The following is a 13,077-nucleotide window of genomic DNA, read 5'->3' as shown; positions in this document are numbered from 1 at the left end:
TATCACTCCCTATTATCCATATGTTTTTTTAAATTAGATAAATCTCCATACCATCTTTCAACGCTATGTTCCTCATCTATACCAATTTTTATTTTTTCTTTGACTTTATAATCCACGTCTCTAAAACTAATTCCTAATCTCTTTGCTAAGAGATATGTTATCATTATTATATTTGCTAAAGTATCTTGAATTGCTTCATCTAATGGTTTTACCCCTTTAAACAATAAATTAAACAAATCACTTACACTCATTAATATTTCTGTTTTCATCCACTCTATTATCTTTATGTTTCTAGTTATCTCAGAACCTTTATCTATTTTCACGTTTACAACCCTCCTTAATATATAATATTATATCATAAATAATAATATATTTAAGTATATAAACAAAAAAACGAGCTTTATAGCTCGCCTCATTAGATATATAAATGCATACAATAAAAAATGAGCACAAGGCTCATTTTTTTAGTCTAATGTATATGGTAAAAGTGCTATATTTCTCGCTCTTTTTATAGCAACTGTTAATTCTCTTTGATGCTTAGCACAAGTTCCAGATATTCTTCTTGGTAATATCTTTCCTCTTTCAGTTATATACTTTTGTAATCTTTGAGTACTTTTGTAATCTATTTTAGCGTTTTTGTCAGCACAAAATTGACAAACTCTTTTTTTCTTACGTCTTTTTTTATTCATCATGACTTTTTTCCCTCCTTTTTAAAATGGTATATCGTCATCATCTATAGCTTGGAAACCTTGTGGGTCTAAACCTTGAGGTTCAAAGCTTGGCTCAAAAGCTGGAGCACTCTCTCTATATGAATTTTCCGATTTATTCTTACTATCCAAAGCTTGTACTGATCTAGTACTTACTTTTGTAAAAGTTCTCTTTTCACCTGATTGTGTCTGATAATTGTCTACTCTTATAGATCCTTGAAGTGCAACTAATCTACCTTTAGTTATGTAATTAGCACAAAACTCAGCAGATTTCCCCATTACTTCAACAGGTATAAAATCAGTTTCTTTAGATCCATCTTTTTTTACATAGTCTCTATCAATGGCTATTGTAAAGGATGCCACTGGTGTTCCTGTACCTGGGATGTATCTTAATTCAGGGTCTCTAGTCAATCTTCCCACTAATACAACTTGATTCATAAAAACACCACCTATTTTTTATAATAAAACCAGTTATTAAGCAACAACTATCATGTGTCTTATTACGTTTTCATTTATCTTTAAGTTTCTGTCTATCTCTTTAGGAACGTCTACTGCTGATTTGAAGTTAACTAATACATAGAAACCTTCTGTAAACTTAGCTATTGGATAAGCTAATTTTTTAGTTCCCCAAGTATCAACTTTAACTATTTCTCCGTCAGTTGCAACAACTTCCTTAACTTTGTTTAGTATAGCCTCTCTTATTTCTTCATCAGAGTTTGGCTTTACCACATAAACTAATTCATAATTTCTCACTATAATTCACCTCCCTTTGGACTTAACGGCTCTACACTCTTAGAGCAGAGAAATGAGACTAAAATCTCATACCTACATATTTTATCATTTATTCTTATTTCTGTCAATTTAAATTTTGGACAAAGTTTAGTATAAGATAAATTATATATTCTTAAATTAACAAGGGATGGCAACAGCCATCCCTTGTAATATATCTATATAAGTTATTATTTTTAATTAAGCTTCTACACCCATAGCCTCTTTTAATACAGCTGCTATATTTTTTATACCTTCTATTATCTTTTCTTCTGGCATATTTGAATAATTAAGTCTGAAAGTATTTTCTCTACCACCATTAGGGAAGAATCCTCCTCCAGCAACATAAGCAACATTCTTATCTAGGCATTTTGGCATTAATTCTTTAGCATTTAAATTACTTGGAAGCTCTACCCATGTAAATAATCCACCTTCTGGATGAGTAAATACTAATCCTTCTGGGAATTCTTCTTCCATAGTCTTAAGCATTACATCTCTACGTTTAACATAAACTGCTTTTATTTTGTCAACATGCGCATCTAAGTCATACATATCCATAAATTTACTTACTTCCATTTGAGATATAGTTGATGCTTGTAAGTCTGCACCTTGTTTTGCAAAGTTAAATTTAGATAATATTTCTGGAGAAGCACAAGTCCATCCTAATCTGTATCCTGGACAGAATATTTTAGAGAAAGTTCCTAAGAATATTACCAATCCTTTTGTATCCATTGATTTTAAAGATGGTAAAGTCTCTCCTTCAAATCTTAAATCTCCATATGGATTATCTTCTATTACTGGTATTTCAAATTTATTTACTATTTCCATGAATTTTTTACGTCTTTCAAGTGGCCAAGTTCTTCCTGTTGGATTTTGGAAGTCAGGTATTACGTAAATCATTTTTATTCTATCAGTTGTTTCTAGTATTTTTTCTAATTCTTCCATTATCATTCCATCAGCATCTGTTGGAACATCTATGAATTTAGGTTGGTAAGATTTAAATGCGTTTATAGCTCCTATGTAAGATGGGCTTTCACATAAAATTACATCACCCTCATCAATAAATACTTTTCCTGCAAAATCTAGACCTTGTTGAGAACCACTTGTAACTAATATATCATCTTTGTTTACATTAGTTTTATTTTTCTCATTCATTCTAGCTGCTATTTTTTCTCTTAATGGTTCATATCCTTCTGTTGTAGTATATTGCATAGCTGATCTTCCATTTTCTTCAAGCACTGCAACTGATACTTTTTTCATTTCCTCAACTGGAAATAACTCTGGAGCCGGCATTCCACCAGCAAAAGATATTATTTGTGGTTGTTGAGTAAGTTTTAAAAGCTCACGTATCTCTGATCCTTGTAAACCTTGCATTCTTTTCGCATATTTAACTGCCATAATTAAAGCACCCCCATGAAAATGTTTTCTTCATTTTTTATTATACCAAAATTTTGGATATTAATATACGGTATTTGACATTTTTAAATGTTAAATTTTTATCACTTTTTTATTAGCTTTTTTATTCTCTTTTCTAAGGTCTCTCTATCAAGCATTATTAGCCTTGAACATTTGATACATTTTATCTTTATATCCATTCCAGTTCTTATGATTTCAAATTCTTTACACCCACATGCATGTTGCTTTTTTAATTCAACAATATCTCCTATTTTTAAATCCATTGGCATAAATAATTAGCCTCCTAATCTAACTTCTCTACTTCTTTTGAGCCATTTTCTAATTTACTTATACAATAAATTCCTTTTATATCTACATTATTTTCAACTAAAATATTTTTTATCTTTTCCATATCTTCAAAAGAAAATTTAATTGATATTCCACAACTTGCTGTTATTTCTCTTGGTGTTGGAAGAACCATTACTTTTAGACTATTTTTACCAAATAACTTTTCTGATCTTATCGCATGATGTGTCGAATTAAATGACACTATATACATTTGATTCATTACTTAATCCTTTCTGACTATCTATTTGAGTTAATCTTTATTATTAGTTTTATATTATTAAACAAACATACATTATATAGAAATGGTATTTGATGCATTCTTTAATGTCTCAACTATAGTATACATATTTGTAACCGTACCCACTTGTAATTTGTCTTTTAAATTATAATAATCTAAACAAGTACCACAAGATAAAACTTCTACACCCATCTTCTCAAGTATTTTTAGATTTTCTATAGTTTCTTCATTTTCAGCACTTAATTTTACTCCTCCATTAACTAAAAGTATATACTTAGGATAAGGTTTAGATTCTGTTAATGTATATATAAATCCTTTTATTAACACTTTTCCTAATTCATCATTTCCAAGTCCCATCTTATCTGAAGATATAAATATACATGTATTGTCTAATTCGCTTTCTTTATTATCTACAACATTTTGTTTATCTAGTATATTTTTACCTTTTCTAATTTCTATAGATATAAAATTCTCTTTTTCGTCAACAATATTTGCTTCACAACTTAAAGATTTAGCAAGTTTTAATATATTCTCCTTAGCTGTTTCATTGTCAACTATTGTAACTACAACACCTTCTTCTAGGTTATCCAATTCTCTTTTTGTATTTATAACTGGTTTAGGACAAGCAAGCCCTCTAGCATCTATTTTTATACTCATTGTCTGATTCATCTCCTTAAAAATATTCATACAATTTACATTGTATCATAGATATTATCTTGCTTGTTATAGATTGTTTCTATACCCTTATAGGTTTATTTATCTTACATTATTTCTAAATTTTTATACATAAATACACCTTTTTGATAATATTCTAGCTCTTTTTCTTTTGATATATTTGAATATAATTGACCTAAGTCTATATATAAATTGGCCAATATTCTATTGTTACCTAAATCTGATACTATTTTTATGCATTTAATTAAATACTCAATTGCAAGAGTAATTTCATTTTGATTTTTATACATATTAGCATAGAATCTTAATACTTTATATTCATTGAACTTATTTTTATTTTTTATTGATGAAGCTAAAGCTATCTTACAATATTTTCTAGCCAAATCATAGTCTTCTTTATCTATATATGCTTCTATTATCTTAAATAATCCTGACATCATATATTCGTCTTCATCATTTTTCTTTATGTCATATACCTTTTGTGAATATTCAAGTACCCTATCTGTTTCACCTATTTTTCTGTAAACGTCACAAATTGTTAAATACACATTTGCTAATCCAGTTTTATTATCTTCATTTTCAAGTATTTTTAATGCTTTTTTGAAGTAATCTTTTGATTCTTCATATTTTCCAATCTCAAGCATATTACTTGCTTTTAACACCAAAATATCAACATCTTCTTTTCTATCATTTTTATTATCTATTTCATTTATCTTATCTATGTATTTCAGTGACATATTTGGATTATCTAATTTTATGTAACAATATGCCATCTTACTATATAGTTCCTTGTATATGTTAACATCCTCAAACTTATTCTCTAATAAAATTTCCTCTGCAAAATTAAAGTGACTTATTGCACCTTTATAAAAGTTTTCCTGCATGTATATTTTTCCTATGTTTAAATAACACTTAAGTATATTTTCACTATCACTATTTTTTATAAAGAAGTATAATGCCTTCTCAAAGTTTTCTATAGCATCATTATAATTAGATTTTTTCAAATTGATATTAGCCATTAAATAATTACATCTGCCATAGTTCTCCATTAAATCGTATCTCTTACATATATCTAAAACTTCTTTTATTTGGGTCTCAGCCTTGTTTAACTCATTTTCTTTTATATAAATTTCGCTCTGTAGTATTAAATTATCAGTTATCTTTTTTGACTGCATCTCTTTAGTCTCTAACAAGTATTCTACACTTACATCTAGCTTATCGCCTAGATATTCCAACAGTTCATAACTAGTATGAGATTTATCCCTCTCTATATGGCTTATTTGTGCTGCTGTTATCCTATCTCCAGCTAATTCTTTTAATGTCATGTTTTTTTCTTTTCTTAATTTTTTAATCTTTTCTCCTAAGCTCAAAATTTCCATACTATTCCCACCTTTTGAAGACATTTTTTTATAATATAATTATAACTTATATTTATTTTAAAAACACTACTTTTATTTTACAATATTTTCTGTGTACATTAAATGATTTCCCATAAAAATGACTAAAATTTAGTTTATTTTGAATTTAATTAATTTAAATAAATCATTTTTTAAATTTGTTACTATTTTGTATTCATATATTTGCTCATAACGACTATAATTATATATAAGAATAGTTTTTAAGAGGGGAGAAATTTTTATGAAAAATAAGAAAATAATGTTAGTGTTAAGTATATTATCTATATCTATATTTGCAGTTGGTTGTACTAATGCTCAAAATGGAAATGATACATCTAAAAAAGAAACTAAGAGCAATACAAATGTTGAACAAACAAAAGAAGAAAACAACACTGAAAAAGAGGTTCCTAACAAAAAAACTACATCTACTCCAAAAGAAGAAACTAAAACTCAATCGGTTACTATTTACTCTTTTGATGTAGACAAGACAGATTTAATTGAAAATAAGGTTGATTTAAGCAAAATTGATGAAAACATTCTATTTGAAGAACTTCAAAAACTTAAAGTTGTTCCAGAATCTGCAAAATTAAATTCATTTACTACAAAAGACATTAATGGTGTAAAAACTGGTATATTAGACGTTAGCTCTGATTTTACAAAATCAAATTTAGGTAGTGATGCAGAAACTTTAATGCTTGATTCAGTTGCTCGTACTTACATAAAAAATATGAATGTTGAACAAATAAAAATTACGGTTGATGGCTCTAATTATGAAAGTGGTCATATAGTTCTTGAAGAAGGGGATTACTTAAAGTAACTTCTTAAAACAATTATCAAAAAGAAAAGAGGTTCTTAGGAACCCCTTTTCTTTTTTGTATAAAAAAGGAGATGATTCAAATCTTTATTTTGATACATCCCCATTTTTTATTTCTATATATTATTAAACTCCATACTATTTATTTTTTGAAATTTTCTTCAAAGCTTCCACTGCTTTATCTATTTCATCTTTTGTATTGAAATATCCTATACTAAATCTCACTGCACCTTGCTTTAAGGTACCTAAAGTAGTATGTGCTAGTGGAGAACAGTGTATTCCTGATCTAGTAGCTATATTATAATCACTATCTAATAAAAAAGTAACCTCTCCAGAATCCATATTTCCTATATTTAGAGCTATTACTGATGCTCTTTTTTTACTATCTTTTGGTCCATATATCTTTATATCTGGTACTTCCTCTAACTTGTCTATCATATATTGACATAATTCTTCTTCATGTTGTCTTATATTGTTGATTCCTCTTTCAAATATAAATAATATACCTTGATTAAGACCTGCTATGCCTGGAGTATTATGAGTTCCTGATTCATATTTATCTGGGAACAATTCTGGTTGAATCATTTCTTCTGACTTACTACCTGTTCCACCTTCTTTTAAGATATTTAAATTTAGTCCTTCTCTTACATATAATATACCTGTTCCTTGAGGCCCAAATAAGCATTTATGACCTGGCATTGCCAACATATCTATATTACATTCATTTACATCTATATCATAAACACCTGCTGTTTGTGATGCATCTACTAAAAACAGTATCTTATGTTTTTTAGCTATTTCTCCAACCTTTTTTATATCGATTAAAGTTCCACATACATTAGATGCATGTGTTGTTACAATCAATTTAGTATTCTTTTTTATTGATTTTTCTAAGTCTTCATAATCTAGAAAACCCTCATAGTCGCATTTTACTACAGTATTCTCAACACCTTTTTTTTCCAATGCTTTTATAGGTCTTATTACTGAATTATGCTCCATAGACGTTGTTATTACGTGGTCTCCTTCTTGTAATACACCTTTTATTGCTAAATTTAGAGAATCTGTTGCATTAGATGTAAATACTATATTCATAGGATTACTAACATTGAACAACTTAGCTATATTCTCTCTTGCATCATATATTTCCCTAGCAGCTCTCATAGCAAGTTTATGCCCTGCTCTACCTGGATTTGCACAATAGTTTTTCATACAATTTAAAACAGCATCATACACTCTTTCAGGTTTTGGATACGTAGTTGCAGCATTATCTAAATAAATCATAACAATATTCCTCTCTGTTTTATATTTTTGTTCTATTCAAGAAGCATTGATACAATACTGTTTAAGTCGTCATCATTATAGTATTCTATCTCTATTTTACCTTTTTTCTTTCCTTTAGAAATATTCACTTTTGTTCCAAAGATATTTCTAAGTTTATCTTCTACGTCTAATATAAATACATCTTTAGGCTTAGATTTTTTTGGTACTTCTTCTTTATTTTCAGATATCTTTTTAGCTATATTTTCGACTTCTCTTACAGAAAGTTCTTCTTCTTCTATTTTTTTTGCTATTTGTAATTGTAAATCTTTATCTACAATCCTTAATAAAGCCTTTCCATGACCTGCCGTAATTCTACCACTATCTATCATCTCTATAACATCTTGTCCAAGGTTTAAAAGTCTTAGTGTATTAGTTATATGAGGTCTACTTTTACCAACGGCTTCTGATATTTCTTCTTGAGTTACATTGTAATGCTCTATTAAGCTCTTATATGCTAGAGCCTCTTCTATTGAGTTTAAATCTTCCCTCTGTAAGTTTTCAATTAAGGCTATCTCCATTACATCTTTCATATCTATATCTTTAATTATAGCAGGTATTTGATTTTTATTTGCAAGTTTTGATGCTCTGAATCTTCTTTCTCCAGCTATTATCATATATTTATCATTTTCATCAATTTTAACCACTATCGGTTGTAAAACACCATAATTTTTTATAGAATCAGAAAGTACTTTTATCTTTTCTTCATCAAACTGCTTTCTAGGTTGAACTTCGTTTGGATATATTTTGTCTATATCTATGTTGACTATTTCTTTTTCTGAAGTTTCTCCTTTAATTTCTGGTATCAACGCACTAAGACCTCTACCTAATCTATTACTTCTTCTAGACTTATTTTCCATACTACCATTCCTCCTCTTCTAAATCTATAAATTCTTCTGCTAGTTCCAAATAAGCTACAGACCCTCTACATCTTTTATCATAATAAATTACAGGTTTACCATGACTTGGAGCTTCTGCAAGTCTTACATTTCTTGGAATTAGAGTTGTATATACACTTCCTTTAAAATATTTCTTAACTTCTTCAACTACTTGTATTGATAGATTAGCTCTTCCATCAAACATACTTAAAACAACACCTTGAATCTCTATGTCAGCATTTAATCTTGATTTTACTAATTTTATAGTCTCCATCAATTGACTAACACCTTCTAAAGCATAATATTCACATTGTATTGGAATCAAAACACTATCTACAGCAGTTAAACAATTTATTGTAAGCATCCCAAGTGAGGGTGGACAATCTAAAAATATATAATCATATTCATCTATTACTGCTTTTATGGAATTTTTTAAAATATACTCTCTGTTAGTTTTAGATGTAAGCTCTATCTCTGCACCTGATAGTTCAGTAGCTGATGGAACTACATCCACATTTTCAAATTCAGTACTTATTATTGCTTCTTTAATATGTAACCCATCTAACATAATTTCATAGATTGTATTTTCTACTTCATTTTTATTAATACCATATCCACTGGTTGTATTTCCTTGTGGGTCTAAATCTAATACTAATATTTTCTTTCCTAAAGTTCCTAAACTAGCACTTAAATTTACATTTGTTGTAGTTTTCCCGACTCCACCCTTTTGATTGAATACAGCTATAACTTTGCCCATGATGTTCCCCCCTTTAAGAATTAAATTAATTTTAAATGTTGAATAGGTGTTTTTTAATTATAAATAATGTCTATAAATCAATTTATATTACAAGGCTTATATTACAAAAAAAGATTACTGATAAGCAGTAATCTCTATTTTTTAGGGATTTTTACAACAACCTCCATATAATCTCCCTTATCTATTTCATTATACTTAGCATCAATTCCTGTATTTGATATAGCATCAAAGGCCTGCTTTATAGTATTTATGTAAATTCTTATACTCATAGCACCCTTTATATTCTGTTTTTTATCAGGCTCTTCTTGAACTTTAGCTTCTTCTAATATATCTTGTATCAATTTTTCTGTTTTTTTAACAGTCAATTCATTTTTTATAACTTTGTCCAGTACACTTTGCATTAAATCTTCACTTGGTAGTTTAAGAAATGCTCTAGCATGCCTTTCTGTTAAATTATTCTCTATCAGCTTCATTTTTATATCGTTTGGAAGCTTTAATATTCTAAGCTTATTTGCTACAGTAGATTGATTTTTGCCCAATTTTTCCGCTAATTGCTGTTGAGTAAAAGCATGTTCTTTTATTAAGTTTTCATAACCGATTGCTTCTTCAATGAAATTTAAGTCTTCTCGTTGCAAATTTTCTAATAACGCTAGAACAGCAGAAGATTCATCGTTCATATTATTTATAATTGCTGGTATAGTTTTAAGCTCTGCTAATTTAGCTGCTCTTAATCTTCTTTCTCCTGCAATTAGCTCATATTTTCCACCTTTTGCTCTAACTGTTATAGGTTGAATTATACCATATACCTTTATAGAATTGCTCAATTCCTCCAATGAAACTTGTGAAAATATTTTTCTTGGTTGATATGGATTTGGAACTACATCTTCTATAGGTATCTCCATAACTCTTTTATCTTCCATAACATACCTCTCTTATTTTAGATATAAATTATTTTTGTTCTCTATATGTACATACAAATTTATTTCTGCATCTACTTTAATAATTCCTTTATTTTTGTTTTTTTTGAGGTAAGCTTAATTATTTCCTGAGAAATAATTAAGCTTACCTCTAATAATTTTTCAATTACTTAATAGGATTTTTAGCCGGTTTACCAGCTTTTCTAGGGTACTTAACTGGTGTTTCCTTTATTTTTTTAAAAACTAATATATTATGATTTAAATCTATCTCTGGTAATTCTACATCTATTTTTTCAATAAACTCCAATCCTAAAACGTCAATAGCTTTTTGTGATTCTTCTAATTCTAAATTAGCATTTGGACCTTTCAAGCAAATAAAATATCCTCCAACTTTTACAAATGGTACACAAAATTCCATAAGAATTGGTAATCCAGCAACAGCTCTTGCTGTAGCAACATCATACTTTTCTCTATAGTTTTCATTTTTACCAAAATCTTCAGCTCTTCCATGTATAAATGTGATATTATCTAACTCTAATTCTCTACTGACTTCCTCTAAAAAGTTTATTCTTTTATTTAAAGAATCCAACAAAGTAAGTTCTAAGCTATCCATACATATTCTCAATGGTATTCCAGGAAAACCAGCACCTGTGCCAACATCTATTATAGATATACCATTTTTTATATACCCATTTTTTACAGCTGAAATAGAATCTAAAAAATGCTTTATATATACTTCTTTTTCATCCTCTATTCCAGTAAGATTCATCTTTTTATTCCAGTCAACTAATATCTCTCTATAGATTTTAAATTTTTCTAACATACTATCATTCGTATCTATATTAAAACTTTCAATCCCATTTTTCAGAAGTTCTATATTATTCACTTTTTCCACCTCTGGTTCTTCTGGCTTGTTCTAGGTATACAAGCAAAACTGATATATCAGCTGGGGAAACACCAGATATACGAGATGCTTGACCTATTGAAATAGGTTTTATATCGTCCAATTTCTGTCTAGCCTCTAATCTAAGACCTTCTATAGATGAATAATTTATTTTCTCGTCCAGCTTTTTATTCTCAAGTTTTTTAAATTGGTCTATTTGTTTCAATTGTTTTTCTATATAACCTTCATATTTAGTTATTATTGCACATTGCTCTTTAACTTCTCTTGAAACATCTTCACCAGCACCTTTTCCTAATTCTTCAAGCAATTCGTAAGTAACCTCTGGTCTCTTTAAAAATTCATATAGAGATATTCCAACCTTTATTGGGGTTGCTCCCTTTTCTTCTAGCAGACTATTTACTTCTTTTGGTGTAACTCTTTCATTTTTTAATCTTTCAAATTCTTTCTCTACAGCAGCCTTTTTATTTATGAATCTTTCATATCTATCTTTTTTAACTAACCCTATATCATAACCTTTTTGAGTTAATCTCATATCTGCATTATCTTGTCTTAAATATAGTCGATATTCTGCTCTTGATGTCATCATTCTGTAAGGTTCGTTAGTCCCTTTAGTAACAAGGTCATCTAATAAAACACCTATATATGCTTCTGAACGGTCTAATACAAAAGGCTCTTTTCCTTCTATCTTTCTAACTGCATTTATGCCAGCCATAAGCCCTTGAGCTGCTGCTTCTTCATATCCAGAAGTCCCATTAAACTGTCCTGCACTAAATAAATTCTCAACTCCCTTTATTTCCAAACTTATTTTTAGTTGTGTTGGGTCAACACAATCATATTCAATAGCATATGCAGGTCTCATTATCTTACAATTTTCAAGCCCTTTTATAGTTTTGTACATATCTAATTGAACTTCAAAAGGTAAACTAGTTGAAATTCCTTGTATATACATTTCCTTAGTATTTAACCCTTCTGGTTCTATAAATAATTGATGTGATGTTTTATCACTAAATCTTACTACTTTATCTTCTATAGAAGGACAATATCTTGGGCCAGTGCTCTCTATCACTCCACTATACATAGCAGACCTTTTTAAATTATCCATTATAACTTTTTGAGTATCTTCTGTAGTTCTTGTTAAATAACAAGGCTCTTGCTCTTTCTCTATATTTTCATTCATAAATGAGAAAGGAGTTACTTTTTCATCTCCTTCTTGTAAAGACATTACAGAGAAGTCTATACTATCTCTATGAACTCTTGCTGGAGTTCCTGTCTTAAATCTTCTCATTCTAAGACCAAGCTCAACTAAGCTATCTGTAAGGTATTTTGCATATCCCAATGCATTAGGTCCTTCATAAAATGAGACCTCACCCATGTATATTTTTGAATTCAGATAAACTCCAGTAGCCAATATTACAGCTTTAGATTTAAATGAACATCCTAGTTTAGTTCCAACTCCTATTACAACATTTCCTTCATGCAGTATTTCTACAACTTCATCCATAGCTATATCAAGATTTGGTTCATCTTCTAATGTTTTTTTCATTTCTTCATGATATTTAAATTTATCTGCTTGTGCTCTTAAAGAGTGAACTGCTGGACCTTTGGCAGTATTTAACATTCTACTTTGTATATATGTCTTGTCTATATTCAATCCCATTTGACCACCTAAGGCGTCTATCTCTTTAACTAATTGACCTTTACCAGTTCCACCAATAGATGGATTGCAAGGCATTAATGCTATAGAATCCAAAGACATTGTTATTATCAAAGTTTTATATCCCATTCTTGCAGTAGCCAAAGCAGCTTCACATCCAGCATGTCCTGCTCCGACCACTATCACATCATATTTTCCTGCTTCAAACTTTATCATTTATAATTCCTTTCTTTTTAAAATTAATGTTTCATGAGAAACACTGTTGATTTTTTTAAAATCTCTATAATAAAAAACAAATTTACTTTTTT

The 13,077-nt window shown here is 28.9% G+C and carries 16 protein-coding genes; 1 reads left to right on the top strand and 15 read right to left on the bottom strand.

The window, feature by feature from the left end:
* Positions 1–2: 2 nt before the first annotated feature.
* The 9 genes from IR152_RS17260 to rstA all read right to left on the bottom strand — a co-directional run bounded on the left by IR152_RS17260 (position 3) and on the right by rstA (position 5,510).
* Positions 3–323, bottom strand: coding sequence for a MazG-like family protein (locus IR152_RS17260; protein ID WP_054272079.1), 321 nt, complete (start codon positions 321–323; stop codon positions 3–5).
* Positions 324–464: 141 nt separating this feature from the next.
* Positions 465–692, bottom strand: coding sequence for a 30S ribosomal protein S18 (gene rpsR, locus IR152_RS17255; RefSeq protein ID WP_003420527.1), 228 nt, complete (start codon positions 690–692; stop codon positions 465–467).
* Between the two features lie 18 nt (positions 693–710).
* Positions 711–1,145, bottom strand: coding sequence for a single-stranded DNA-binding protein (locus IR152_RS17250; RefSeq protein WP_003420524.1), 435 nt, complete (start codon positions 1,143–1,145; stop codon positions 711–713).
* Positions 1,146–1,181: 36 nt separating this feature from the next.
* Complete coding sequence (gene rpsF, locus IR152_RS17245; RefSeq protein ID WP_227453132.1) at positions 1,182–1,460, bottom strand: 30S ribosomal protein S6; 279 nt, start codon at positions 1,458–1,460, stop codon at positions 1,182–1,184.
* A gap of 216 nt (positions 1,461–1,676) precedes the next feature.
* A complete protein-coding gene (locus IR152_RS17240; RefSeq protein WP_227453131.1) occupies positions 1,677–2,873 on the bottom strand; it encodes a PLP-dependent aminotransferase family protein in 1,197 nt (398 codons plus the stop codon).
* Positions 2,874–2,974: 101 nt separating this feature from the next.
* The gene (locus tag IR152_RS17235) at positions 2,975–3,160 is read right to left on the bottom strand and encodes a DUF951 domain-containing protein (protein WP_227453130.1); all 186 of its coding nucleotides are present in this window, start codon (positions 3,158–3,160) and stop codon (positions 2,975–2,977) included.
* Between the two features lie 14 nt (positions 3,161–3,174).
* Positions 3,175–3,438 (bottom strand): DUF3343 domain-containing protein, encoded by a 264-nt coding sequence (locus IR152_RS17230; protein WP_227453129.1) that lies wholly within the window; start codon positions 3,436–3,438, stop codon positions 3,175–3,177.
* Positions 3,439–3,510: 72 nt separating this feature from the next.
* Positions 3,511–4,113, bottom strand: a complete 603-nt coding sequence (yedF, locus tag IR152_RS17225; RefSeq protein ID WP_227453128.1) for a sulfurtransferase-like selenium metabolism protein YedF — start codon at positions 4,111–4,113, stop codon at positions 3,511–3,513.
* 104 nt (positions 4,114–4,217) lie between these two features.
* The gene (gene rstA, locus IR152_RS17220; protein WP_227453127.1) at positions 4,218–5,510 is read right to left on the bottom strand and encodes a toxin production/motility transcriptional repressor RstA; all 1,293 of its coding nucleotides are present in this window, start codon (positions 5,508–5,510) and stop codon (positions 4,218–4,220) included.
* A gap of 259 nt (positions 5,511–5,769) precedes the next feature.
* On the opposite strand from rstA, the gene IR152_RS17215 reads away from it, so the two are divergent.
* Complete coding sequence (locus IR152_RS17215) at positions 5,770–6,345, top strand: GerMN domain-containing protein (protein ID WP_227453126.1); 576 nt, start codon at positions 5,770–5,772, stop codon at positions 6,343–6,345.
* A gap of 135 nt (positions 6,346–6,480) precedes the next feature.
* Here the strand turns inward: IR152_RS17215 and IR152_RS17210 are convergent, their stop codons facing one another.
* The 6 genes from IR152_RS17210 to mnmG form a co-directional block, all read right to left on the bottom strand.
* On the bottom strand, positions 6,481–7,623 hold the full coding sequence (locus IR152_RS17210; RefSeq protein ID WP_227453125.1) for an aminotransferase class V-fold PLP-dependent enzyme: 1,143 nt from the start codon (positions 7,621–7,623) through the stop codon (positions 6,481–6,483).
* A 32-nt stretch (positions 7,624–7,655) separates the two neighbouring features.
* Entirely contained in the window at positions 7,656–8,519 is an 864-nt protein-coding gene (locus tag IR152_RS17205) for a ParB/RepB/Spo0J family partition protein (RefSeq protein WP_227453124.1), read from the bottom strand.
* A gap of 1 nt (position 8,520) precedes the next feature.
* Positions 8,521–9,294, bottom strand: a complete 774-nt coding sequence (locus tag IR152_RS17200) for a ParA family protein (protein ID WP_003420496.1) — start codon at positions 9,292–9,294, stop codon at positions 8,521–8,523.
* A gap of 134 nt (positions 9,295–9,428) precedes the next feature.
* Entirely contained in the window at positions 9,429–10,214 is a 786-nt protein-coding gene (gene noc, locus IR152_RS17195; RefSeq protein WP_227453123.1) for a nucleoid occlusion protein, read from the bottom strand.
* Between the two features lie 163 nt (positions 10,215–10,377).
* Entirely contained in the window at positions 10,378–11,097 is a 720-nt protein-coding gene (gene rsmG, locus IR152_RS17190) for a 16S rRNA (guanine(527)-N(7))-methyltransferase RsmG (RefSeq protein ID WP_227453122.1), read from the bottom strand.
* A complete protein-coding gene (gene mnmG, locus IR152_RS17185) occupies positions 11,090–12,985 on the bottom strand; it encodes a tRNA uridine-5-carboxymethylaminomethyl(34) synthesis enzyme MnmG (RefSeq protein WP_227453121.1) in 1,896 nt (631 codons plus the stop codon). Before mnmG ends, rsmG begins: the two co-directional genes overlap by 8 nt.
* Positions 12,986–13,077 lie beyond the last annotated feature (92 nt).

It is taken from the genome of Clostridioides sp. ES-S-0108-01, from assembly GCF_020662285.1.
Lineage (GTDB): Bacteria > Bacillota > Clostridia > Peptostreptococcales > Peptostreptococcaceae > Clostridioides.
Note: the sequence above shows the minus strand (reverse complement) of the source record. Positions and strands in the feature narration are given on the sequence as shown.

What these genes read in the sequence shown, in the direction of transcription:
- rpsR (WP_003420527.1), bottom strand. Translation starts at nt 692, where the DNA reads ATGATGAATAAAAAAAGACGTAAGAAAAAAAGAGTTTGTCAATTTTGT.
- IR152_RS17250 (WP_003420524.1), bottom strand. Translation starts at nt 1,145, where the DNA reads ATGAATCAAGTTGTATTAGTGGGAAGATTGACTAGAGACCCTGAATTA.
- IR152_RS17240 (WP_227453131.1), bottom strand. Translation starts at nt 2,873, where the DNA reads ATGGCAGTTAAATATGCGAAAAGAATGCAAGGTTTACAAGGATCAGAG.
- IR152_RS17235 (WP_227453130.1), bottom strand. Translation starts at nt 3,160, where the DNA reads ATGCCAATGGATTTAAAAATAGGAGATATTGTTGAATTAAAAAAGCAA.
- IR152_RS17230 (WP_227453129.1), bottom strand. Translation starts at nt 3,438, where the DNA reads ATGAATCAAATGTATATAGTGTCATTTAATTCGACACATCATGCGATA.
- yedF (WP_227453128.1), bottom strand. Translation starts at nt 4,113, where the DNA reads ATGAGTATAAAAATAGATGCTAGAGGGCTTGCTTGTCCTAAACCAGTT.
- rstA (WP_227453127.1), bottom strand. Translation starts at nt 5,510, where the DNA reads ATGGAAATTTTGAGCTTAGGAGAAAAGATTAAAAAATTAAGAAAAGAA.
- IR152_RS17215 (WP_227453126.1), top strand. Translation starts at nt 5,770, where the DNA reads ATGAAAAATAAGAAAATAATGTTAGTGTTAAGTATATTATCTATATCT.
- IR152_RS17210 (WP_227453125.1), bottom strand. Translation starts at nt 7,623, where the DNA reads ATGATTTATTTAGATAATGCTGCAACTACGTATCCAAAACCTGAAAGA.
- IR152_RS17205 (WP_227453124.1), bottom strand. Translation starts at nt 8,519, where the DNA reads ATGGAAAATAAGTCTAGAAGAAGTAATAGATTAGGTAGAGGTCTTAGT.
- IR152_RS17200 (WP_003420496.1), bottom strand. Translation starts at nt 9,294, where the DNA reads ATGGGCAAAGTTATAGCTGTATTCAATCAAAAGGGTGGAGTCGGGAAA.
- noc (WP_227453123.1), bottom strand. Translation starts at nt 10,214, where the DNA reads ATGGAAGATAAAAGAGTTATGGAGATACCTATAGAAGATGTAGTTCCA.
- mnmG (WP_227453121.1), bottom strand. Translation starts at nt 12,985, where the DNA reads ATGATAAAGTTTGAAGCAGGAAAATATGATGTGATAGTGGTCGGAGCA.